Origin of the sequence: Arthrobacter gyeryongensis, assembly GCF_039543785.1 — a bacterium.
Lineage (GTDB): Bacteria > Actinomycetota > Actinomycetes > Actinomycetales > Micrococcaceae > Arthrobacter > Arthrobacter gyeryongensis.
In genome coordinates, this window is record NZ_BAABKK010000038.1 from 65,131 (window position 1) to 88,319 (window position 23,189).

At 61.4% G+C, this 23,189-nt stretch carries 20 protein-coding genes and 2 pseudogenes; 9 read left to right on the plus strand and 13 right to left on the minus strand.

Features of this window, described 5'->3' with window-relative positions; translation table 11 throughout:
- Window positions 1-2: 2 nt before the first annotated feature.
- A complete protein-coding gene (locus tag ABEA18_RS23120; protein WP_345453287.1) occupies window positions 3-1,046 on the minus strand; it encodes a tyrosine-type recombinase/integrase in 1,044 nt (347 codons plus the stop codon).
- A 214-nt stretch (window positions 1,047-1,260) separates the two neighbouring features.
- On the opposite strand from ABEA18_RS23120, the pseudogene ABEA18_RS23125 reads away from it, so the two are divergent.
- From ABEA18_RS23125 to ABEA18_RS23145, 5 genes and pseudogenes are all read left to right on the plus strand, one after another.
- Window positions 1,261-1,721: pseudogene (locus ABEA18_RS23125) on the plus strand (single-stranded DNA-binding protein); the annotation flags it as partial.
- An 81-nt stretch (window positions 1,722-1,802) separates the two neighbouring features.
- Window positions 1,803-2,408: a DNA-binding protein gene (locus ABEA18_RS23130; RefSeq protein WP_345453291.1), complete on the plus strand. Its 606-nt coding sequence runs from the start codon at window positions 1,803-1,805 to the stop codon at window positions 2,406-2,408.
- Window positions 2,405-2,662: a ParB family protein gene (locus tag ABEA18_RS23135; protein ID WP_345453294.1), complete on the plus strand. Its 258-nt coding sequence runs from the start codon at window positions 2,405-2,407 to the stop codon at window positions 2,660-2,662. The genes ABEA18_RS23130 and ABEA18_RS23135 overlap by 4 nt, the downstream gene beginning before the upstream one ends.
- A 127-nt stretch (window positions 2,663-2,789) precedes the next feature.
- Window positions 2,790-3,278 (plus strand): hypothetical protein, encoded by a 489-nt coding sequence (locus ABEA18_RS23140; protein WP_345453297.1) that lies wholly within the window; start codon window positions 2,790-2,792, stop codon window positions 3,276-3,278.
- Window positions 3,279-3,292: 14 nt separating this feature from the next.
- Complete coding sequence (locus ABEA18_RS23145) at window positions 3,293-4,315, plus strand: zeta toxin family protein (RefSeq protein ID WP_345453300.1); 1,023 nt, start codon at window positions 3,293-3,295, stop codon at window positions 4,313-4,315.
- A gap of 484 nt (window positions 4,316-4,799) precedes the next feature.
- On the opposite strand, the gene ABEA18_RS23150 is transcribed toward ABEA18_RS23145, so the two are convergent.
- The 3 genes from ABEA18_RS23150 to ABEA18_RS23160 form a co-directional block, all read right to left on the minus strand.
- Window positions 4,800-6,296: a hypothetical protein gene (locus tag ABEA18_RS23150; protein ID WP_345453303.1), complete on the minus strand. Its 1,497-nt coding sequence runs from the start codon at window positions 6,294-6,296 to the stop codon at window positions 4,800-4,802.
- A 60-nt stretch (window positions 6,297-6,356) separates the two neighbouring features.
- On the minus strand, window positions 6,357-6,542 hold the full coding sequence (locus ABEA18_RS23155; RefSeq protein ID WP_345453306.1) for a hypothetical protein: 186 nt from the start codon (window positions 6,540-6,542) through the stop codon (window positions 6,357-6,359).
- A 144-nt stretch (window positions 6,543-6,686) separates the two neighbouring features.
- A complete protein-coding gene (locus tag ABEA18_RS23160) occupies window positions 6,687-7,055 on the minus strand; it encodes a helix-turn-helix domain-containing protein (RefSeq protein ID WP_345453309.1) in 369 nt (122 codons plus the stop codon).
- Window positions 7,056-7,253: 198 nt separating this feature from the next.
- Between ABEA18_RS23160 and ABEA18_RS23165 the strand changes: the two genes are divergently transcribed.
- Genes ABEA18_RS23165 through ABEA18_RS24755 form a run of 3 tightly spaced genes read left to right on the plus strand, consistent with a single transcriptional unit; the run spans window position 7,254 to window position 9,251 of the window.
- The gene (locus ABEA18_RS23165; protein ID WP_345453311.1) at window positions 7,254-7,556 is read left to right on the plus strand and encodes a multiubiquitin domain-containing protein; all 303 of its coding nucleotides are present in this window, start codon (window positions 7,254-7,256) and stop codon (window positions 7,554-7,556) included.
- Window positions 7,531-8,823: a ThiF family adenylyltransferase gene (locus tag ABEA18_RS23170; RefSeq protein ID WP_345453314.1), complete on the plus strand. Its 1,293-nt coding sequence runs from the start codon at window positions 7,531-7,533 to the stop codon at window positions 8,821-8,823. The genes ABEA18_RS23165 and ABEA18_RS23170 overlap by 26 nt, the downstream gene beginning before the upstream one ends.
- Window positions 8,820-9,251, plus strand: a complete 432-nt coding sequence (locus ABEA18_RS24755) for a ubiquitination-like system serine protease family protein (protein ID WP_425550570.1) — start codon at window positions 8,820-8,822, stop codon at window positions 9,249-9,251. The genes ABEA18_RS23170 and ABEA18_RS24755 overlap by 4 nt, the downstream gene beginning before the upstream one ends.
- Window positions 9,252-9,262: 11 nt before the next feature.
- Here the strand turns inward: ABEA18_RS24755 and ABEA18_RS23175 are convergent, their stop codons facing one another.
- The 4 genes from ABEA18_RS23175 to ABEA18_RS23190 form a co-directional block, all read right to left on the minus strand.
- Complete coding sequence (locus tag ABEA18_RS23175; RefSeq protein WP_425550571.1) at window positions 9,263-9,925, minus strand: recombinase family protein; 663 nt, start codon at window positions 9,923-9,925, stop codon at window positions 9,263-9,265.
- 191 nt (window positions 9,926-10,116) lie between these two features.
- Window positions 10,117-11,013 (minus strand): AAA family ATPase, encoded by an 897-nt coding sequence (locus ABEA18_RS23180; protein WP_345453317.1) that lies wholly within the window; start codon window positions 11,011-11,013, stop codon window positions 10,117-10,119.
- An 18-nt stretch (window positions 11,014-11,031) separates the two neighbouring features.
- Window positions 11,032-12,483, minus strand: coding sequence for a Mu transposase C-terminal domain-containing protein (locus tag ABEA18_RS23185; protein ID WP_345453320.1), 1,452 nt, complete (start codon window positions 12,481-12,483; stop codon window positions 11,032-11,034).
- Between the two features lie 14 nt (window positions 12,484-12,497).
- The gene (locus tag ABEA18_RS23190) at window positions 12,498-13,079 is read right to left on the minus strand and encodes a recombinase family protein (RefSeq protein ID WP_345453323.1); all 582 of its coding nucleotides are present in this window, start codon (window positions 13,077-13,079) and stop codon (window positions 12,498-12,500) included.
- 781 nt (window positions 13,080-13,860) lie between these two features.
- Here ABEA18_RS23190 and ABEA18_RS23195 point away from each other — a divergent pair.
- A pseudogene (locus ABEA18_RS23195) lies at window positions 13,861-14,465 on the plus strand (Tn3 family transposase); the annotation flags it as partial.
- A 256-nt stretch (window positions 14,466-14,721) separates the two neighbouring features.
- Here ABEA18_RS23195 and ABEA18_RS23200 read toward each other — a convergent pair.
- The 5 genes from ABEA18_RS23200 to ABEA18_RS23220 form a co-directional block, all read right to left on the minus strand.
- A complete protein-coding gene (locus ABEA18_RS23200; RefSeq protein ID WP_345453326.1) occupies window positions 14,722-16,887 on the minus strand; it encodes an amylo-alpha-1,6-glucosidase in 2,166 nt (721 codons plus the stop codon).
- Window positions 16,888-17,603: 716 nt separating this feature from the next.
- Window positions 17,604-18,278, minus strand: coding sequence for a GntR family transcriptional regulator (locus ABEA18_RS23205; RefSeq protein ID WP_345453329.1), 675 nt, complete (start codon window positions 18,276-18,278; stop codon window positions 17,604-17,606).
- A gap of 772 nt (window positions 18,279-19,050) precedes the next feature.
- The gene (locus ABEA18_RS23210; RefSeq protein ID WP_345453332.1) at window positions 19,051-20,370 is read right to left on the minus strand and encodes a cytochrome P450; all 1,320 of its coding nucleotides are present in this window, start codon (window positions 20,368-20,370) and stop codon (window positions 19,051-19,053) included.
- A gap of 141 nt (window positions 20,371-20,511) precedes the next feature.
- A complete protein-coding gene (locus ABEA18_RS23215; protein WP_345453335.1) occupies window positions 20,512-21,318 on the minus strand; it encodes an SDR family oxidoreductase in 807 nt (268 codons plus the stop codon).
- Window positions 21,318-22,988 (minus strand): thiamine pyrophosphate-binding protein, encoded by a 1,671-nt coding sequence (locus ABEA18_RS23220; RefSeq protein WP_345453338.1) that lies wholly within the window; start codon window positions 22,986-22,988, stop codon window positions 21,318-21,320. Before ABEA18_RS23220 ends, ABEA18_RS23215 begins: the two co-directional genes overlap by 1 nt.
- Window positions 22,989-23,189: the final 201 nt, after the last annotated feature.

Sequence of the window (23,189 nt, forward strand, 5' to 3'; positions counted from 1 at the left end):
GTTCACCTCTTTCCGGTTCCCCATCGCAGCGCGACGCGATCGTTCGCCACGGCCCATGCGGTCTCCACATGATTATCGTGGACGTGGATGTAGCGGGTGGTCGTGGACAGCCATTCATGCCCGAGCAGATCCTGGATGGCTTTGAGGTCCATGCCGCGCTCGTACATCGACGAGGCACAGAAATGGCGCATCCCGTGGGGCGTCAGCCTGCCGGACCAGTCCGGAAGCCACAGGCTCACTGCCCTGGCGAAGCCGGACCGCAATGCATCATCTCCTACCCTGCGGCTTCGCCCGAGTTCAGGGTCCCGTCGTTCGCTCGGGAGCAACGGTGCATCGGGCTTCTCCCAATCATCACCGAACTGGTGGCGCACATCTGTAAGCCACCAGTTAAGCAGGCCGTCGACGCCGTTGATGGCCGGTACCATCCTCGTCTTTGGTCCGCGGCCCATGCTGCCTTTGCCAAAGCGGACATGCAGTTTGCCCTGCTCGCCCAGGTCCGGGCGCCAGTCACGGATGTCGAGCAGGACTGTTTCGCCGATCCTCAGCCCCACGCGCCGCCATAGAGACGCGGCGAGGTAGTCCCTTGCCGCTGGCAGGTACTTGCGCGCATCGGGCAAGGCTTCCCGCCACCCCGAGAACAGCGCATCCACTTCGACTCCTGAGGGAGGGACCCGGATCATGCCACCGTAGTCGGCCTTCGCGGGGCGGTTGAACTCATCGACGGGTTGCGTCACCACGTGACCGGTGAGCTGATGGATCTCGTCTTGATACCGGCTGGTGAGGAAATCGAAGAACCGCGCGATGGTTCCTGCTTTTCCGTGAACAGTGCTACGGGCAAGCCCCTTCAATTTGCGTTCGCGGTTCAGGAACCTGTCGACGTCGGCGGGCTGGGCGGTCCAGAGGTAGTTCCCGAGGTGCCGCAGGAAAGCAAAGATCACGGAGCGTTCCTGCGAGATGTGGTCGTCACCGATGCCCGAAGCGGCTGCTGCCAGAGCGAATTGGTCCACGAGCTCTTGCTCGAAATCGTCCAGTTCCTGAGGCGACATGGAACGCCTGGCCATGGCAGGGCGAACGACCGCCAGCTTAACCACACACGCCTCACTTCGGCCAGAACGAAAGATTGTCAGGAAAACAATATAGTCGTCAGGAATCCTGAAGAAAGTTCATTACGCAGGCAGTTTGCCTGGATGGCCCGGGGTTCAGGGATCCAAGCACCATCAGGGGCAGGGAGGGCGAGTGGAACCCGCGACAATTGCGACATCGGGATCTGCCGTCGCGAACTTCACCGTCGCGTCAACACCGCGCACCTTCGACCGGCAGTCCAACGAGTGGAAGGACGGGGAGACCCTGTTTCTCCGCGCCTCCGTGTGGCGTGAAGCGGCCGAAAATGTCGCCGAATCCCTCACCAAGGGCATGCGCGTCATCGTCTCGGGCCGGCTGAAGTCCCGTTCGTACGAGACCAAGGAAGGCGAGAAGCGCACCGTAGTGGAGCTCGAGGTAGAGGAGATCGGTCCTAGCCTCCGCTACGCCAACGCCAAGGTCAACCGCACCCAACGCGGTGCCGGACCCGGCGGCCTCGGGGGCAACGGTTTCGGCGGCCAGGGCGGCACCCAGCCTGGCGGCACAGGCGGGTCCCTCCCGCAGGATGACCCGTGGCCGCGCAGTCCACCGGCAATGCCGGCGGGTGGGGGAGCGGCCCCGACTCCGAACCGCCGTTCTAAGCTTCAAAAATCGTAGTAGTAGGAGTAGTATCGTTACTACTCCTACTACTTTCCATGATCAACAATTGAAGAGGTGCTTTGATGACGTCGAGCGTGAAGGACCGCGTCTACGCCGCGGCCGAGCAGATCAGTGCCGAGCGCCGGCCCACCGTGTCCACGGTCCGCGCGGCCGCGGGCGTGAGCAACGCCGACGCCACCCGGTACCTGAAGGAGTGGACCGAGGAGAAACAGGCCGCCGGCGGACAGGTCGCCGCCACCCCCGCGGCCCTGCTGGAACAGGCGGCCCGCCTCGCCGGAGCCTGCTGGGCCGAAGCCTCCGTCCTGGCCGCTGAACGCCACGCCGCCGTCGAAGCCGCCTGGGCGCAGGAACGCAAGGACAAAGACCAGGAGATCGCTGAACTCGTCGCCGACCTGGACAAGGCAGCCGCCGAGAAAGACGCCGCTGCGGCTGCCCATGCCGGGGAGATCACCCGCCTCGAGGCGCAGCGGGGCGCGCTGGAGCGCCAGCTCGCCGTGATCGGCAAGCAGCTGGAGGATTCCCGGGAGGCCGAGCGGGCCGCCGGCAAGGAAGCCGCGGACGCAGCACGCCGGCTGGCGACGGCCGAGGTCCGCGCCACCACCCTTGAACAGGTCCACAATGCCCTGCTGCAGCGGGTCTCTCCGGAGACAAAGGGCGCGGGGGAGTGAGCAAGGCCAAACCCGAGAGCTTTTCCCCGTACTTCGCGACCGCCGACGCCGGCCAGGTCCGGGCAGCCTTCGCCGCCGCCGGCCACCTCGAGGGCTACGCATCCATCTCGGAACTGATCGAGGCAGCAACGCTCAAGGAAGTCCGCCGGCTGCAGCGCCGGCACAACAACGGCAAACCCTGGGAACCCCTGCCCCCGGGGATCGCCCGCACCGGGCGCCGCTCCAAAGAAGAAGAAGCCCGCCACCGGCAGTAACGCGCCGCGGGCATGACCTTGCGTGGCCTCCTGCCCACAGCCACGGAGTCGCAGCGGCATGGACGAGAGGTAGGCCTAAGCGGGCTCCTCACCAGCTGATAAGCTTACTAATATAGGAGGTTCGGAGATGACGATTACCAGCCCCGACCACGCACTTGATCTGGCACGCCGCGCCCTGGCCCGTGAAGACCTGGGCCGTCTGGACTACTTGAGGGCCTTACGGGAAGCGGTGCAGCAGGGATTGCCGCAGCGCGACATCGCCCGTGCCCTGCACATCACCCAGTCCGCCATCAGCCAGGCACTGACGAAGGCTGAATCCAAGGGCGTGAAAGCGATCCCGGAAGGGTTCAGCGGAGCCAGCCCCTACGAAATCGCGGAGCGCTACGCTGCCGGCGACATCGACCGCAGCGAGATGATCCGCCAGCTCTCCGCGTGGCCCTATGTGAAAGCCCCCGACAACACGGAACAGCTGGCCATGGAGTGGAAGGCGATCCTTCCACCCAACCCTCCCGGAACATTCGAAGAAGTGGGGGAAGCTTTCGACAGGGGTCTGATCGACGGCGACGCCTACGACATCATCCTGGACGCGGCCGAAGACGCTCCCGACGTGCCGTGACTACTCTGTAGAGCGTGACTACTGACGATCAGGCCGCCACGCACCGCGCCCATCTGGAACGCCTGTGCGCTGACAGCGGACCGCTGACCGCCCACTCCCGGCACGCGACCACCCAAAACCCGGAATGGTTCAACGTCAAACGGCAGCAACCGCGCCAGGAACGACGCGCCCTGCACAACGAAATCCTTGCAGCCTTCGTCGCCGCGCATCCGGAAGTGCTCAGGAACCGCAAGGCCATCGTCCTTGCCGGCCCCCCAGGGGCCGGGAAATCCACCGCGCAAGATGCGCTCATCGCCCAGACCCGGACGGGCCCGGAACACTGGTTGTCCATCAACCCCGATGACTTCAAAGACGAGCTGCTGGTGAAAGCCCTTGCCGACGGCAGCTATGACAGCTACCTGGTTCCGGATGAGGTGCGCGAATTGGAAGCAGCGGGGGAAAAGTTCTACCCGCGCGAGCTGGCGGCCCTGGTCCACAACGAATCCTCCATCCTGGCCAAGAAAGCAATCCGGGACGCCCTTGACCGCGGGGACAACATCATCATCGACGGCACGCTCTCAGGGGAGAAGAACGCCCGCGCGCAGCTGGACGCTTTGCAGGCCGCCGGCTACGACGTGAAGATCGCCGACGTCGAGACCACCCGGACGGTCAGCGAGGCCCGCACCCTGGGGCGTTGGGAACGCGGCTACCTTGAGGCCGAGAACGGCACGGCCAAAGGCCGTGACGCCGAACTGGGAGGCCGTTGGGTGCCACAGTCCTTCCCGGCCTCGCTTTTCACCACGCCCGATGCCCCGGAGTCCATCTGCGCGGCCAACGCCGCCGCCGTGGCCGCCGACTACGGATGCGTCAGCGAATACGTCGTGTACCGGGTGGCCGACAAGGACTGCGGTCCCATCTTGGATTCCAAGATGGGACGGTCAAAGCGGGACGGTCCGCTGGTGGATGGGGAGACGCTGGCCGCCGTGAGGGCTGCTTCAACAACCCGTGCGCCGCAGCACAGAGTCCACCCTCAGGCCGGCAGAGACTTCGGGAGGTAGCAACGGCAGTGAGCCGACAGTTCGTCCCGGGCTCCCGTAGCGTCTGGTCCCCACTCCACGGCAATCAGCCGGACGGTCCACCGATGATGCCGCACTGGAAACGCGGCCGCCTTACACGTCTGTCCCTTGCGTGGCGTCCGATGTACCACCGCCTGCGCGGAAGTCCCTGAACGTGGCAGCAAGAGCGCGAATGGCAATCGGATCATCCTCCCAAGATTTCCCGTTCCGTCCGCAAGCGTGGAATCTTGTCACGCCTGCGCCTGCGGCTGCCTGGGCGAGTTCGGCCAATGCCTCCTGAAGTTCCGCAAGGTGCTCTGGTGACTGAGGCTGCATCGGCTTCGGCTTGGTAAGGACGACGGCGGGAACGCGCTCAGCTGTTCCGGCAGGGCTCCTTCTGAAAAACCTCCGTAAACCCATTCGCGTGCCTCCTGGCGCTAGGCGTGAATTCAACGGTATCCAAGGTTCAGTATTGATGGCGACCGCATTACATGGTCGGGGCCGGAACTGACGCGAGTGGCGGACAACCGGTTCGATAGCGAACGCCGTTGGGTAGTGAGAGTAGTGCGTGATCTGCGCCGTCGATACCTGAGATCCACCCAACGCTATCGAGGTGGAAGGCGGTGACGGCCGCTGGATCAGTTTGCGGCTCGTATTGAGTCAGGGTGGCGTCGAGCAGTATTTCGCCGAGTACGTCCGGCTTCCCCTCGGTCCGTGCCTTCCGATCGACGATTTCGATTACCCATAGGTACCGAGACATCTCCGCACGCCGCAGCGGGGCGGCGAGCTCCTCGGGGACTCCGCGGGAGTGCAGCTCGCGCTTGAAGGTGCTGGATTGGACTAGGTACGTCCTCAGTGCTGCCTGTTCGAGGAAGTCCGTTCGACTGTCCGTTTCGGCAAGGGTGGATTCTTGGTAGCTCGGGGAGTGGAGCCGGAACTGGCTTACCCAGGTCCGTCCCACGGCCTCGGCGCGCTCGGCGTCGATGTACGCCTTGGGGAGAAGTGGAAGGTATGCGGCCGCCCAGGGCTGGTGGGCGGGGCTGGCTTCGTGCCATGGGTCTTGTACGCGGAGGTACGGGCCGGCTGCGTCATCGTGTCGCCATAGCGTGATAGCGGAGTTGCCCGGCGAAGGTTTGCGATCGTACGCCACGACGGTCCAAGCATGGCTATTCGAGATAACGATCGGTGGTAGCTGTGAGTTGATGTAGCGACACAGAATCGCGAACAGGCGAAGTTCTCCAGCATTTGCTTCGGCGGCCGGCGTTGGCGGGAGGACCTTGCTCGTCGGGCTGAGTCCTAGGCTGGTTAGGGCGGACAACAACTGGTGTGACGACAGACCGTCACTGGGCAGTTGGCGGCCCACTACTACTCCGCCGAGAGCCGCGTCGTAAATCTCGGCTGGCAAGCGCTTGGGTTGTTGGTGGACCATCGTGGCGTGGCGTAGAACCATCCAGGCCGAGGCATGGGCGCACCGAAGGAGTTGAGTGTCCTGGCTGATAAATGGCATTGCGCGGACCGTGAGCGGCCAACCGTACAGGTCGACGGTCTCGTCGCCTTCGCAGCGCACTGCGTCCGCCAACTCGGGTGGAGGAGCGATCATCGTGCGTCCTACAGGCGCCACCGGAAGAGGGCGCAGAATCGTATAGCCGCGGTACGCCTTCTGCGCCTGCGACAAATTCGTGAGACTCGGGTCGACCGGTTCGGTGAAGAAGTGCAACCGATGACACACCGAGGGGTAGCGCCGAAATGCCCCGTTGTAGAACCTGGCCAGCTGGCTGCGCCAGTCCGCGTCGATGTATCGAGGCTCTTTCACGATGCACACGACACCGTGGCTTCGCGCTATGTCGAAAATACGTCGCAGTGGATCTGCGGCCCTGTCATGCGCGTACTCACCCAGCAGGGTGTCCCATCGTGCGGGCTCGGACATTTCATAGACCGTTGGCTGTTGTCCGGAGGGGCACCAGTCGGTGAGGGAAAGGGTCACGGATCCGATCTTCCAGGGATATGCGCGAGATTGATCGGATGGGTGATCGGATCGCGGCGGTTAATAGAGACGCACCTCCGCTGTTGTTCGTTCGGCCTCTCGCTCGGCGTCTCTAATCCGATCGAGCCGGGGGCCGAGTTCCGCGGCGAGGGCATCGGGCGTGGTGCCGAGAATCTCGGCAAGACTTTGACTAGTTGGTGTACCCAGGACCTGGGCTTCTTGCTTGAAATCGGAGGTCGTCATCATGGCAGGCCTTCCATAAGGCGGGCTTCACTCTAACTCTAACCATAGGTGTCGATATTGGATCCAATAGCTGAGAGTCAACTTGAGGCTCGATCGAGACAAATGATGGGTTCGAGGAAGGGCTCTTGACCCGTCGCGGATAGTGATTCAGGCCGACGTCTGTCGGCCGTGGGAGCGCAACGTTGCCAAAAAGGCGGCGACGGCGCGTTCTTCGTTGGGGGTCAGCGGCTCAGACAAGAGGGCATCGGCGAGTACGCCGGGCTTGGAAACCGGCCGGTCTTCGTCGGCGACCTCGTAGCCAGCCAATTGCATGAGCGCAAGGTACGAGATTCCGAAGTGTTCTGCGAGGCGTCGAAGAACATGCGGCGACGGGGCCTGTACGTCGTCCCGCTCAAGCTTCAGCAGGTAGGCGCCCGATATCCCAGATGCCTCCGCCACGGCGCGGAGGGTCTGTTGGCGGAGAATTCGAAGTTGCGCCAACTCGCCACCGAGAGTTGGCGTCGTCAAATCTGCCATTACGTATCCCCGTTGCAGCGATCTACGGGCACACTACCGCAGGCATAGAGGGTGTTGGTGGTCATTGCACTAGAGTACGCGCTGTTTACCAAAGTTGACAAGCCCGGCTTGCTTGTTTACTGTAGTGAACACAGCGCACTTTGGTGCAAGAAGACGAGGTGGATGTCCGCAGGTGGCGGCTCCAGAGAGGAAAGACCAATGAACGAGTTGAACATTCGAGACCATGTCAGCCCGAACTTCCCTGAGAGCGAGGAGAAGGTAGAGAAGAAATACGAGGTCACCATTAACGGCACGCTCGTCGAGGTCGATCACGACACTCTGACCTATGCCGAGCTGGGCGATCTGGCGTTCCCCGGTCATGCCCCTGATGTAGAGTTCGCGATCGCCTACACGCACGCCAACGGCCCTCACGGTGGCTCTGGGGTGCTGGTCTCGGGTGACAGTGTGATGGTCAAGAAGAAGGGGACTCGGTTCAATGTCCGACTCGCGAACCGTTCGTGATCACGCCGACCTGACCCAACTGGTCAACGAAGGATACGCAGTTCGAATCGTCGCAGGCCATCTCGTCATTGATGACATTCCCTTCGTCACGGCCGAGAAGACAATCCAGCGAGGTTCCTTCCTCTGTCCGCTTGACCGAGATGGTAACGGTGGACCGGGAACTCACGTCATGTGGTTCCACGGCGGGCAGCCCTGCGATCGAGACGGCCGACTCCTCGTCGGGATCAACGGCGGTGTCCAGGCTATTGCTCCGGCCCCTGACTTGGCTTCGAGCTGCGCTTTCTCGCTCCGGCCGCCATCAGGGTATGCGACCTTTTACGAGAAGGTCACGTTCTATTCGACGATTGTGGCGGGCCAGGCCCAGGCGATCGATGCTGAGGTGACGCCCCGCACCTTCAAGCCCATCAGCACGGACGAGGACGAGAGTGTTTTCAAATACTTGGACACTTTCTCCAGCCGCGCCCGCATCACCGAGTTCAGTCAACGCCTCGCGATCGGCAAGGTCGTGATCATAGGCGCCGGCGGGACCGGGAGCTACCTTCTCGACCTTCTGGCAAAGACTCCGATCCAGGAAATACACATCTACGACGGGGACATCTTCGCCACCCATAACGCTTTCCGTGCACCGGGAGCTGCCGACGTCGCGGACCTGTACGCCGGCTTGAAAAAGGTCAACTACTTCGCCAGCATCTACGACCGTATGCGTAGGCAAATCTACCCGCATCCCGTCCGCGTCACTGCTGAGAACGTCTCCGAACTTCTCGATGCGGACTTCGTCTTCCTGGCGATGGACCCAAGCCCCGACAAAGTAGTCATCGTCGAGGCCCTAATAGCCCGAGAGATCCCTTTCGTCGACACAGGCATCGGTGTGGGAAGCTCGCCGGACGGCATTGGCGGCCTGATCCGCGTAACAACCGGTCGCCCCGGGCAAACCGACCACATCCAGCGCGCGGGTGTCCTCACGAACGACGAGGACGACGACGCCGATTACAACACCAACATCCAAGTAAGCGAACTGAACATGATGGCCGCCGCCATGGCCGTCCTCCAGTTCAAGCAGTTCCTGGGGTTCTACGCTGACAACGAGAAAGAGCTCCACACTCTGTATTCCATCGACGACAACGCCCTCTGCCATCGCTTCGGTCAGTCCGAGCCGGTTCAGATCGATCCTGCCCACCAGCTTCGTCACGAACGCTCCGATGTCCATAGCCTGCACTACGAAGAGGCCGATGGCGCCTTGGCTGAAGCCGAGAGCGAGATAGCATGAGGACCGATTACTTCAAGCCTTGCTTCGTTGAGTTTGTCCCCGCCCGGCTGGATCCTGGCATTCTCTACATCTCGTTGGAATATGCCACGGTCTCGCATCTGTGTCCGTGCGCTTGCGGGAACCGAGTTGTCACGCCTCTCGGGCCGGCGGACTGGCAGCTGATCTTCGATGGAAGCGTTAGCTTGCGTCCATCAATCGGCAACGGGCAGATCGCTTGTCGCTCTCACTACTTCATCCGCGGTGATCGGGTCATATGGGCTCTTCCGATGACCCGGGAGCAGACACGCCGTGCCCAGAGCCGCGACAAAGCCGCCCTTGTGGCGCAGACCGCTCAGGCGACCGATATTGCGGTCAATCCGCCCGCCTCGGCGTGGGCGCGGATCACTTCCTTCCTGCGGCGCAGGTTCGGAAGTTCTGGACATCGTTGACCGACAGATTCCTAGCTTGCGCGTGGCGGCCCGGTCAGCAAAATGACAGGCGCCTTCGATGGCTCTGGACCATAAACGCAGCCCAAATCAGAGCTACGGAGTTGAAACCCTGCCGTGTCTGTTGCCGGCACCCACCGGTAGAGCGTGGGTACAGAGACGCCGAGGTTTTTAGCGACTTCCCGGGGCGGTGTGCCCTGACTGAGGAGTTTTCGTGCTGAGCGGATCTTGGAGTCCGTCATGACGCGCTTGCGGCCGCCGACCCTGCCTTGTTCCTTTGCCGCTTTTAGGCCGGCCTGCGTGCGTTCGACCATGAGCTCCCGTTCCATCTGAGCGAGCGATGCCATCACGTTAAAGAAGAAGCGTCCGGAGGCCGTGGTGGTGTCGATCGAATCGGTGAGGCTGACAAAGCCAATGCCGCGATCGTTTAGGCCTCCAGCGAAATCCAGGAGGCCCTTCACGCTGCGGCCAAGACGGTCAAGCTTCCACACGATGAGGGTGTCGCCCTCCCGGAGCGCATCTAGCGCGTTGGTCAGGCCGGGGCGGCTGGCCTTGGTGCCGCTCATCGTGTCTTCAAAGATGCGGTCGCAACCTGCAGCTTTCAAAGCACCCAGCTGCAGATCAAGGTTCTGGTCACGCGTGGACACTCGGGCGTAGCCGATGCGGTGTACAGCCATTTGGTTTCTCTTCTCAAAACTCGATTCGGGCTCCTGGCTCGACTCTACAGTTTCGAGAACTATTTGTGAGAACGACGGGCCCGGGCGCGGCTTTTCCGCAAAACGGCGCTTTCTAGCAGGATGACTTCCCTTTGTTGTGAAGTTGCAGGCTATGTGGCAGGGAAATCGCAGCGGTATTTGGCAGTTTGATATTAGGTGCCGATCAGGAGTGCTTCTCTGGCTGCTTCGACGACTTCTTTGGTGACGGTTGTGATTTGGTTGATTTCGCGGATGCGGCTTATCTGGGAGAACAGGCGCTGGACCAGGCGGAAGTTTCCATTGGTGATGCGTGAGATTGCCGCGATGGCTTCGGCATCGGTGAAATCGCCCGGTTCAATGGTTAGGCCGAGGTCTGCCCAGCGGTGTTTGAGGACGAATGCGAGTTCTTCAGGGCTGAGGCGCCGGTATTCGTGGGCGAAGCCGATCCTGCTGTAGAGCTGGGGATAGCGGGCCAGTCGTTTCTCGATGCCGGGCATGCCGATGAGGATGACGCCCATGGTGTGCTTGTCGTAGTAGTCCCTGACCTGTTCCAGGGCTGGCGGTTTGAGGCGGTCGGCTTCGTCGATTATCAGCAGTTCGGTGAGTCCGGACATTCGTGAGTCGCGGTGGGCGAAAGGGTTGATGTTGCCTTCCCGGTCGTATTCGACGGCCCAGGAGATGCTTTGGCAGATGGAGGGCAGGATCTGGTCGATCTGTCGGGGGCTCACGGTTACCGTGGGTGTCCACATCGCCGTGCGTGCTTCGAGCACACGCGGTGGAATGGGCCCGAGGTCCGCATCATCAAAGCGCTGCCATTGTTCCCATTCGCTGGCACCGGCGTAGGTTCGCGCGGAGAGGGTTTTTCCCACGCCGGGAGGCCCGTAGCAAACACCGATGTGCCGGTTCTTGCGCACCGTGTTGGCGAACTCTTCGAATCGTCTGTGTTCTTTGGTGACCAGAAAGGTGGGGGTATCGGCACGAACGGGAGGGGCGCTGACTGATACTTCGCCGTGCCTTCCGGTCAGGAATCGCCTGCCGTCCTCGCCGTCTTTAAGCACGTTTAACACCATTTTGCTTTTCCTCCTTGGTCAGTCTTCTGCGTAAATGCGCAACCGGGTCCCTGGCCCGGTGGCGGGAGCCTCTGGCCGTGATGGTTCCGGCGGGACAGGCGGCGCGTACCGGTCGTCAAAAGGCAGGGCGTCCGCGAGGCTGAGCTTGCCCTTGAGCTGCTTCTTGAGGTCCTTGCGTCGCAAGGACCTGGCAGCCTGGAGCTGTTTGAGTGAAATGGCTCCGGACGAGAGTTCCGGAGCGATGGCTGAACACAGAAATGCGTCCTGGAGGTAGACCCGGATCTCTGCCATGTCCCGAGGGTTATACCGAAGCGTGACGGCTTCCCCGACATAGGCGGAGAGCGTGAGGGACAAATAGCGGATGCCTTGGAAGTGAACGCCATCGCGGTGGACCTTGCGCTCGGTGGCGACAGTGAGTAGCAATAAGTCGAGATCTTCGTCGCTGGCCGGCATTCTGGGTACCCAGCCGCCTGCTGCCCAGCGCTCGATGGATGCCTGCTGGGTTTCGGAGTGCTTTTGCCTGTTGTACTCCTTGACGATGAATTGCTCGAGTGCGTGATCGAGCTGTTCCAGGGATAGGGCCGGCGCGGTGATTGGTTCCCCGTTCCGGCCGTGTGGGATGAAACCGGGAAGGTGCGGGAGAAGGCCCTCGGTCACCGTCCGGTAGAAGCGTTCGATTTTTCCGCGTCCCTGCGGGACTCCCGGCCGCGAGTGAATCAGCCGGACATGGGTGTCGAGACAGACCCGTTCAAGGTGGACGCTGGTGAAGTCAGACCCGTGGTCGCTGTAGAGCACGTCAGGAAATCCCATCACGGGCCATCCGGGAACTGTCTTTCGCCGCATGGCATGATGCAGTGCGAGTCCGGTCTGGAATGACGTCGGAGCCCCGAGGAAGACTGTGTATCCGGCGGCCGCCCTGGAATAGTCATCCAGGACAACCGTGAGCCAAGGGCGGACCTGTTTTCCTGAGGAATCGATCACAGCGATGTCGAGTTCCGTGTGGTCGCATTGCCATTGCTCATTCGGGCGGGAGGCCGTGCGCCGGAAGACAACTTCAAAGCGGTCGCGGTAGGCTGAGTCGCCTTCATGTGCCATCGTGCGCATTCCCGGGTCTATGCCCCTGACGATGGCCCGTACTGTTGAATAGCTCGGCGGCCGCAGGCCGCGGTCCTCGGCCACTGCCGAAATCCGGCGATGGATGAAAGCGAGAGTCGGGGGCGGGCGGCGAAGCGCCAGGCCCTCAATCGCGCCTGCCAGATCGGCCGGAAGGGACCGGATGCCTTGATCAGATCGCTGCCTGCGTTCCAGGCTCGCGATCGTCTGATCCGCGCGGTACTGGCTCATCCATCGGTGAAGTGTCCGGACGGGAATGCCTGCCTCCGATGACAGTGCGGCAAGCGGAATGCCCTCGTCCAGGTGCCGGCGGAGCAGGACTGCCCGGTCTTCAGCCGAATACCTCGCCCGGACCACCGTACGATCCTTGACTACCGGGCCGTAGCCGCCGTGGGAGCCGGCACCGTCTGGAGATGCCGGTAAATGGTCGGCCGGGAAACGCCGAACGTGTCGGCAATCTCCTGCACCGTGTGCCCGCCGGCGTCATACATCGCCCGGGCTTGGGCGATCTTCGTCGCCGTCATCTTAAACTTCGGACCGCCCTTCCGGCCCCTCGCCCGTGCAGCAGCCAGACCGTCCTGGGTGCGCTCGACGATGAGGTCGTGCTCGAACTCGGCAATCGCGGCGAGCATGTGGAAGAACAGCCGTCCACCCGGAGTCGTCGTGTCGATCCCTTGTGAGAGTGCACGCAGTCCGACGCCGCGTTCCTGGAGATCGTCTGCGATCTGCTTCAGATTCCGCACCGACCGGCCCAGCCGGTCCAGCTTCGTCACCACGAGCGTGTCGCCGTCGCGCAAATATCGCAGTGTCTCATCGAACACCGGGCGGCGCGCGAGGACCCCGGAAGCATGCTCGACGAATACCTTCCCGCATCCGGCCGCGCTCAAGGCGTCCGTCTGACCCTCCGGATGCTGTTCCCGTGTCGACACCCGTGCATAACCAACCAAAGCCACGTTCGCGAGTGTATCGCGAACGTGGCTTCGTTGACATAGATCACGGACATGGGTCATGAGACACGAAACGCCGATTTTTCGGTGACAGTGGCCGACTGTCTCGTCAACGGTCGTTCATTTGACGCTTCCACGTGGTTTGATCGGTTCGTCCTTCGGTAGCTTCGGGTACGCCATCGGCTACCCCGGGCGGTTCAAGCTCCCCATCAAACGGTGTTCCTTGATGCATAGGGTCCTGGGACGAATCAATCTGGCATTCCATGTTGCGGCCGTCGTCATCGCCTTGATTCTGCCTTCCCTCACCCACTGCAATAAAACGCGCCGTTTCGCGCTGAGATTCATACCCGTGAGGTTGTGAACGCGGTAACCTCGAAACGTGCTCCGCGCACGGATGCGGCAGCAGCCGCGATCGATAGGGTCGGTGTACCGTCAGGAACAAGTCCCCGCGGCGCCGGACATCACGTACCAGAGTCTTGGTCGCACCCCGGCGAGACTCAGCGACTTGTTTGAGGAGAGGTGACAACAGTGGGAATCACCCCAGGCGCCCTGGTCGCAGTCTTTGTCACCCTTTTCGTGGTCCTTGTCGCTCTGTACGTCGTCCGCCGAAGGAAGTGAGCACTCGGCGGCCAAACCCCTCAGCCCGCGTTCACAACCTCACCGGGAACAGCTAAGGAAGCTGACTATCCGGAAATTCACTACCGACAGTTTGACCACGTTAGCGGGGTCCTTGCCATCGCGGTCGCAATCGCTGCGAACTCGTTCTCTTTCTGGGCTCAATGGCGGGACGAGGTTGGGCTGGTTACGGCAGTCGCCGAAGAAGCCGAATTCGAAATCGATGCGCGAGCACATCGAACGGCTTCAGCGGTGGCGGGAACTCGAACTGCCCGTGGAAGTCGGGTTCGCGGTGCATCAGAACCGGTTATTGAAGCTGGCCCGTGAAGGGGGCAGATGACGGCCGGGGATCTGGCGAAGTTTGAGCCCCAGCGTCGTTACGCGACCTTGGCGGCGCTGGCTGTTGAGTCGCAGGCGACCGTGACCGACGAGATCATCGACCTTCACGACCGCATCCTGGGGAAGGTGTTCAACGCGGCGAAGAACCGTCACCGGAATCAGTTCCACGACGCCGGGAAAGACATCAACGACAAAGTCCGCCTCTACGGGCGTGTCGGGGAGCTGCTCGTCACGGCGCGAGAGACCGGCGAGGACCCGTTCGACGCGATCGACAACATGATCGGGTGGGACGCGTTCATCGCGAGCGTGAACGAAGCCCAGATCCTTGCCCGGCCCAAAGACTTCGACTTCCTGCCCGGCGTCCGGGAGAACTTCACCATGCTGCGCCGCTACAGCCCCCAATTTCTCGACGCCCTCGTGCTGCGGGCGGCGCCGTCCGTTGTTGGTGGAGTCCTTCCCGTCGCTTTTCGGCGCACCGGCATTCGCTGGGCTGGACGGCCTCGGGTCTGAATCTAAGACTGGTCGGTGGGACACGTGCAACACGAAATGGTTTCTGGACCGTATTCTCCGATGCACTTTTTCTTGCTGCCCTGACGTTAGATTGGAGTGTGGCCCAGGCAGACGCACAACTCGAATTATGCTTGCTGAGTAGGCGGGCCTGCTCGCCGATGTGAGCTACAGACCCCTCCGGCGGCTAATCATCCTGTCGCTCCTTGGAATGTGCCTGAGCATGCTCGACTAGGTCTGTCATCCATGGCCGGTGCCCTCGATGGAAAGTCATACTTTCCGGAAGCCCGCGGACTGTCGTGGAATCACCTATGACGTCGATGGTGATGCGACCCTGCCCCATCGGGGCATTAGCGATATGCAGGTCCCCGAAAGACTTAGGCAGTGCGGGGTCCATCCACAAGCTGCCGAGAGAAACATGCGCGCTGTACCCCATCAAGCTGGTGATCAGATGAATCGGGGAGGTTGCTGCCCAGGCTTGAGGAGAGCAGGCCGTCGGGTACGGCACTGGCTTGCCCACTTGTTTACGGCTAAATCCGCAGAACAGCTCGGGCAATCTGCCGAATGAAGGCTCAGCCGCCTCCAGCAATGCGGTTGCTATTTGTTGTGCCTCCGCAACAAAGCCGTAGCGTATCAGACCCGCTGCAATGATTGCGTTGTCATGAGGCCAGACTGACCCATTGTGGTAGCTGACGGGGTTGTAAGCCCCCATATTGCTGGCAAGGGTCCTTACGCCCCAGCCGCTAAACATTTCCGGTGACATGAGGCGTTCGGCGACGAAGGGCGCTTTATCCGTGTCGACAATGCCGCACCAAAGGCAATGGCCCATGTTAGATGCGCACGCGTCCACCGGGCGTTTCTTGCTATCGAGCGCGATTGCGTAATAACCGCGCTCCGGGAGCCAAAACCTCTCATTGAATTGCTGCTTTAACCTTTCGGCTCGTTCAGTGAGCTCCGCGGCAAGCGACACATCCCCGGCTTCATAGGCCATCCATGCCCGGGCGATATACGCGGCGTAGACGTATGCCTGCACCTCACACAACGCAATTGGAGGTTCCGCCAAGGAGCCATCCGCAAAATTGATGCCGTCCCATGAGTCCTTCCAACCCTGGTTGATCAACCCCCGCTCGTTGAGTCGCTCATATTCGACGAATCCGTCACCGTCTTTGTCGCCGTAGTCACGAATCCATGAAAGCGCACGGTCAGCGTGGGGGAGGAGGGCCTGGATGGTATCAGCGGCGAAGCCCCAGCGGCTGACGGCCCCCAGGACAATAACGAACAAGGGGGTGGCATCGATGCTGCCAAAGTATGTGGATTTGCCCCCCAATGAGAGTGCACTAGAGACATCGAGCCTAACCTCGTGCAGGATCTTGCCCGGTTCTTCTTCAGTTAAGGGGTCTACTGTTTTGCCCTGGCGATCGGCTAGCGTCTGCAGTGTGCCCAAAGCGAGGGATGGATCCACAGGGAGTGCCATTTGGGAGGCCAATAATGAGTCGCGGCCGAAAAGTGTCATAAACCAAGGCGCACCGGCGGCAACGACGACCCGCTCCGGATGGGCGGGATCCTCGATTCTGAGGGCACCTAGATCGTCGTAGCTGCGCTTAAGCGTTCTTTCGATGGACTTATTACCCACATGAACGGTGGGAATCTTGTCGACCCATTCCCGCCGGCGCCGGTCCTGTGGTGACGGCAATCCCTCCTCCGGATGCATGAAGCTCGCCGTTGTGGAAGGTTCATCGGTTGGCATAATGGTTATCACAGTTTTCCAATAGCCTTGGGGCGGCACAATAATCCTGTAGGTTAAGGTCCTTCCTTTTGCATCCGCCCCTGGCGCATTGATGATGACGCCCTTGTGGATACCCTCCCAGGAAGCACGGATTGCGAGGGAGCCCGGACTGGACTCCCGGATTTCGTGCCAGCGCCGACGTGGCCGCGCTTCCTTTACTTCGAACAAGTCGGCAAAATCCGCCTCCACGCTGAGGCATACAGCGCATTGGGCCGGGTCGAGAGAATAGTTCCGGATGGTAACCTCTTCCAGAAGACCAGTTCCGACTTCGCGGAGTCGTTCTACAACCAACGAACTGTCCGCGTAGCCATCGCTTCGTGGAACCCTACTTACAAAAAGGGCCCGGTAGGGTTCCTTCGTCTCAGTGGTTAGTGCTTCGACTGCCCTTCCGTTGATAGCCAGGTCCCAGCTCGAAAGGATCCGCGTGTCCAAGACGAAGAGCCCATGAGGATGATCGGGGTGGATGTCCCCGGTCGGTAGTGAGATACAGAATGATGATCCCTCAACGAGGGTGACCGCCTCAGAGCCAGTGGGTCCCGCCGCCGTATCGGCGTTCCACCCCGCCACATTAGCTCCCCTCTACGGGTTGCACGGTATCTAGCGCGCAGCCAGCCATGATTTCGTTGGTCGATTTGACGTTACGCTCGTCCTCTTCCGGAATCCAGATCCAGTGGGGCCGTCTGGATGTCCTTCGCACCATTCTCGTCCTCGCGAACCTGTGGCCCAGAACAAACGCGAGAAGGAGTGGTACTGCTGCCGGGGATGAGGATCCTCGGGACGTCCCCGGACCGGACCTCTAGTAAGATGGTTGGCTACCCGGTCGGGAACGGGCAACACGATTTCCGCTGTGTCGTGGCATCTTCCCCTAGCATTCGCCCGCCCTTCGGGGATACCAGGGTGACCTTAGTGGCTATGCCCAACATTGTTGGTTTATCTGCGAGTATGACCCTGACCTCAGAGACGCGCACGAGACGGACGCACATAGCATGGCGCGTGCCCACCACCCCCCGTGCTTGTACGACACCGGAAAGTATCTCTGCGCACACCGAAACGACAGGCCCCTACTGTCGCGTTCCATCCGCACAAACGAGTGTCGCGATACCGGGGGAACGGTTCCGGACATGCGGGAGGCCACAGCCCGCTTTGGCGGCTTCAGCTGATCCCGACAATTAGAGTCAAGCCTGATGCTGCCCACGCTAAAAAAGGCGGAACTTGCCCTGATCATTGGGCTCTGACTTGCCCGCCGCTTGGCCCGGGTCTGGCATCGCTGGGAGGTGGGCGTCCTACCTGAACCGCTTGACAGCCTCCACCGCGGCGTCACGCGCGTTTTGCATGTGAATGGCGTATGCGTCCGCGGCTTTCTGCCCCTGGCCTGACTCCATTAGCCGATGCACGATGCGCAGCTCTTCGATTCCAACCCGAATCCGTTCGGCCGACAAAGAAGCAAGCCGTACCCGGGCGACGCGCCAGTAGATCCTCTGGGCCAGTGTGGAGATGGCGTTGTTGTGGGCACCCTCGAAGAGGACGTCGTAGAAGATCTGCTTGGCAGCGAGTACCTGCGGGGCATCCCCGCTCTCGTGGGCCTTCTCCAAATCGCCGAACGCGTTGGCGAGCCGTGCCCTCTCGTCTGCGGTTGCGCGCTCCGTGAATAGAAGGATGGCGAACGACTCCAGGACCTCGCGGATCTCGTACAGGTCACGGATGTCCCCCTCGTCGACCATGGCGACCGTGGGTCCCTTGCCCGGAACGATCTCGACGAGTCCTTCGGCCTCCAGCTGCCTCAGGGCCTCACGAACCGTTGTGCGGCTGGTACCGAGGAGTTCACCCACTGCCGCCTCGGTGATTCGGTCCCCGGGATGGTATTTGCTTGTCAGGAGGTTGCGGAGGTTGATGACCGCCTGCTCGCGCACCGGTGCAGCGCTGCGTGCTACCCGGTACCCCTCTGCGAGTTCTGTCATGTCTAACCCCTTCCGCTAAGCTAGACTGATCATACCGTACGACGCGGTCGATGTCATACGGTACGACATTCCGAGATCTCCACGAATCTGACCAAGCTTTAGTTCCTCTTCGATCTTCAAGCGAGCGGCCGGGGTGGCGGGCTGGGGCGGCAGGAACACCGGTGGGCTTACAAACCGATCCAAGGGTGAACAGAGCCAAGAGGTGACGCAGGTTGTCAACGGGATGCCGTACTGCCTTGTGGCGGTGGACGACGAGGTGCGGGCCGTCTGTTCCTAATTGTCTTCCTCGTACCATCCCATCCAAGCTGCCGATGTGAGCCGGACGTTCGAAGAAGGTACCTCCGTCTCCCGGTCCAGGTTGTCGTAGCCACTGGCGTCCAGTAGTGGAGCCAGCTGATTCCACAGTCGAACCATGGAAGGTTCCTTTCCATGCGTTGTGCTCAGGTTTAGTGGTGCCCTTAGGGTCGCCAGCTTGCGGGAGCCCTAGGGACGGGATGGCTGGAGTTGCCGGCGCTGAGTTTTAGGGGTCTGGAAAACTCATGAGCCCTTTTGCTGGTCCCGCCGGGGACTGCTGAGATCGTCAGTGGAACTGCATCGAGGATGGCCTCGATGCCGCTGTAGCTTGAGTAACAGGGTCGGCGGCTGCTGGCATCCCAGCCGCCGACCCTATCGCCAGACACTTTCGCGCCCGTTCAACCTATGTCCCGGAGGCTCGAATGTCTGCCTCACAGCCGCCTGGGGCCGACGAACTTGGAGCGATCGATGAGCATTCTCACCGCGCGTTCCTCTCCACTCCACCGCCGGCGTGGAGGGGTTCCGGTCCCAGTTCGACTGGCAGCGAATTCGGGCCACGATGGAATGCGTTGACGCGGTAGTCCGGTTCAAAGCCCTCGCGCACCTGAAGTTGGGGATAATGGGTGACGAGTCGCCGGAAGTAGGTGTTGAGCTCAAGCTTGGCCAGTGATTGTCCCAAGCAGTAGTGGGCGCCCGCGCTGAACGTCAGGTACTGGCGGCCGTCTGTGCGTTCTATGTCGAACGATTCTCCGTCGGATACCACCGATTCGTCCCGGTTGCCCGATCCGAGCAGTAGGAAGATCTTGGATCCCGCAGGGATGTGGTGGCCTTCTATCTCGAGGTCAACGAGTGCTAGCCGTCGCCACGCGGGAACGCTTGTTTCCCATCGCAGCATCTCTTCAACGGCGTGGGAGACAAGTTCCGGGTCAGCGCATAATTTATCCCACTGGTCACGGTGTGTCAGCAATGCCCACAGACCGTTGCCCATCAGGTCGGTCGTTGTTGCGTGGCCGGCGTTCATCAGTGACATCAGGATGTTGAGGACGTCGTCCCACATGACGTTTTCCGGCTGTTCTTGCTTCCATAGCTTGATGACCTCGCTCATGTAGTCATCGCCGGGATTCGCTTCGAGCTCCTCGATCCGCTGACGTGCGTATGCGTAATAGTCTTTCAGCGGTTTCACGCCGGCCCGCAGCTCTTCTTCTGTGAGGTTGCCTTGCAGCATGTCCTCGCGGTTATGGGACCACGCCCGGATCTGCTCACTCATGTCGTCCGGAATTCCCAGGAACTTCATCAGCACACGCATGGGTGCGATGTCGGTGAATCTCCGGACGATGTCAGCTGCGCCCTCGCCGTCGGCGAACAACGAATCCAGGCACTCGTCAGCGATACGCTCGACGTCACCTCGGATCCATTCCAGCCGGCGGGGAGTGAAGGCGAAACGTAGGAAACGCCTCGCCTTGTCATGTGCCTCGCCGTCGAGATCCTTGAGCATTGGACGGTCGGGAATGACGGCTGCCAGTTCCCGGGCGACGTCCTCGGGCCATTTGGTCATGGTCTGGAGCATCATCTTTGACGAGAATCGCTCCTCGTCCATCAGGATTTGCTTGATGGCTTCGTGACTGCTGATCACCCAGTAGCCCATCGCCTCGGAATAGGCGACAGGGCCAAGCGAACGAAGCCACTTGAAGGTGGGATACGGGTTTTGGACGAACTCGGGGGCCCAAGGCGTGAAGTCCTTGGGGTTGGAGAACGGGCACCCTGACGGCTGGCCGTTGCCTGACTGTGTAGTACTCATGCTGCTCCATCCGCCGAGACGATGAGTCTTGTCTCGACTTATTGTCATACCATCATATGGTCACAAACTATCACTGCCCCGCCCCTAGGGAAAGACCGTCGGTCAGGAGAAGAATCCCGCCGCGGGCGGTCGGTCCTTGAGTCAATTTGCTGTTGCTGTGGAAGCTTGCTTGTTCACCATGGCTTCCCAGATATCTTCCTGGCCCATCAGCGTTTCGCCGCCCCCATCGATGAAGATGAGCTGGCCGGCGATCTTCGAGTTCTTGGCGTCTGCTAGGAAATCTATGAGTGCTGCAACCTCCTCCGCCGTAGCCATGCCACCCAACGGCATGGGACGCTCGACCGCGAGCCGCGCCTGCTCGGCCGGATCGCGTTGGGCGATCATGGGGGTAAGGACAGCTCCTGGAGCGACACCGTTCAGCGCGATGCCGGCACCTGCCCAGGCCGGTAATCCAGCGTTGCGTCGGATCCATCGGGCAATTGCCCGCTTGCCGGTTGCATACAGCAGGTGAGGGGATCCGGTCTGCTGCGCCAAGGCAACGGCCCGCGCCTCATCGCCGTCCAAGCATGCCTCGACGATGGCATGATCGACCGGCTTCAGGACTGAGCGGGAGGCCACCACGACCACGCGCGGAGCGTCGGAACGCAACATCGGACGCAGACGTTCGAGCGTCTCGACGGCACCGAAGTAATTGACCTGAATACTCAGTTCGTCATCGGTCAGGACCCCCGCATTCGCCACGATGACATCGATGCCGGCCGGGCATCGCTCGCGAACGCCGGCCTCAAGAGCCTCGCGCCCTTCCAGCGTAGAGAGATCAGCATTGATGTCCGCGCCGGCGAGGTCGACTCCGATCACATTCACGCCATGAGCTTGGAGAAGTTCGACGGTCGCCTTCCCGATGCCTCGGCCGGAGCCGGTGACAACCGCTGTACGTTGCGCGCCCATCACTTGTACTTCCTAAAGACGTCCTTGCGGAAGCTGAAGAGGATCTCCGGGTCAATGCGAACATCGATCACAGTCGGCATCGGGTCAGCGAACGCCTCCTTGATGGCGATCTCGAGGCTCTGCACGCTGTCTGCGCTGAGACCACGGATCCCGAAGGACTCGGCGATCGCTGCGAAGTCGTGTGATGGCAGCTCTGTCCCGATGTACCGCTTCTCGTAGAAGTCGTGCTGGTAAGCCTTCTCTGCACCCCATGCTGAGTTGTTCATCACAATCATCGTGACGGGGATGTCGTGCTCTAGCACCGTGCTGAGTTCGGCGATTGTGTAAAGCGCTCCGCCGTCTCCCAGCAGTGCCACCGATGGTCGCTCCGGGCAGGCCAACTGCGCACCGATGGCGGCCGGGAACGCGAACCCGAGGGAGGCAAAGTCCAGGGGTGTGAACAGGGAGGGCGTCAGCGCATGATCGAGGGCCTCCGAAGCCTTAAGGCACCATGTGCCGGCGTCGAGACTGATGATCGACTCCCGTGGTAGCGACTGGCGCAAGGTATGGAAGAGGGCGGCATCGTCCAACGGGCTCTTGCTGCTGGTTTCAGGAAGGGTCGAGCGGTCTAGCCGGTACTGTGAAGCCCGCTCTTTGACGGATTCGAACCACGCCGCTTCGGTGCCGGACGAAGCGCCCTGGGCAACGTGTGAGAGCAGCTCCGCCAAAAAGGATCCGGCCTCGGCCATGACGGCGAGTTCGACAGGCCAGTACCGGTTCAGGCTGGCGGAGTCGACGTCGACCTGAACGAGCCGAGCGTCCTTGCGGAAAGTGTCCGGCTCGAAGAAGGTGGAGTTGAAGCCGAAGCGAGTACCAACCCCGATGACCAGGTCCGCCTCCGCCACGACGGCAGCGGCCAGCACTCCGCCGCGGGGTCCCATTTGGCCCAGCATAAGGGGGTGCTCGTTGTTCACGGCATCCCGGTGACCGGCCGAGGTCACGATCGGTATCCGAAGAAGGTCACTTAGCCGCTCGACCAACCCTCCTGACCGGCTGCTCTTGACCCCGCCGCCGGCGACGATCACAGGGCGTTCGGCAGATCCGATCAAGCGCAGGAGTCGTTCGATGGCCTCAGGATGGCTCGGGTTGGACGGCATCAGAGCGCCGATTGGTTCGACTTCCGGGGCTTGTCCCATGAGTACGTCACGAGGAAGATTCACGTGTACCGGCCCCATCGGGTGACTCATCGCCAGCCGTGCAGCGTACTCGATCACCGGGACCACCCGCTCGGGCTTGAGCACGGTGAACACAGCCTTTGCTACAGGCCTAATGAGAGCTTCCTGGTCTACTTCCTGGAAGGCATCGTTGTTCCACTGGTCAGTCGAGACCGATCCGCCTAGCGAGAGGATCGGTGTATGCGCCGCCTTGGCCGCGGCCAAACCGGAGATCAGGTTGGTGACCCCAGGCCCGCTCTGGCCGGCCAGCACCACTCCGAGTGTTCCGCTGGCCCGGGCGTAGCCGTCCGCCATGCCGGTGGCCGCGCGCTCGTCGCGCGCCCCGATGTACCTGACATGTGGGTTTGCATGGAGCCCGTCGTAGATCTCCATCGCTGAAGATCCCACCACGCCGAAGACGCAACTTACGCCTAATTCCGCCAGCAAATCGCTGACGCGTTCACCTGCTGAAGCCATTTGGGTATCCTTTCCACCCTGCATTACTGACGTGTTCGCCATCTCGTATTATCGTACTACGGTATTGTGGTAGGTCAATGTTTTTAAAATCCCCATTCAGGTTCCTGGCTGGCCCGCGCTGTTTCCGGAAGATGTGGTAACTAGACGCAACGGGGCCGAGACCCTATACGGCTTTCACCACCCGGCCGGCAGGAGACACCT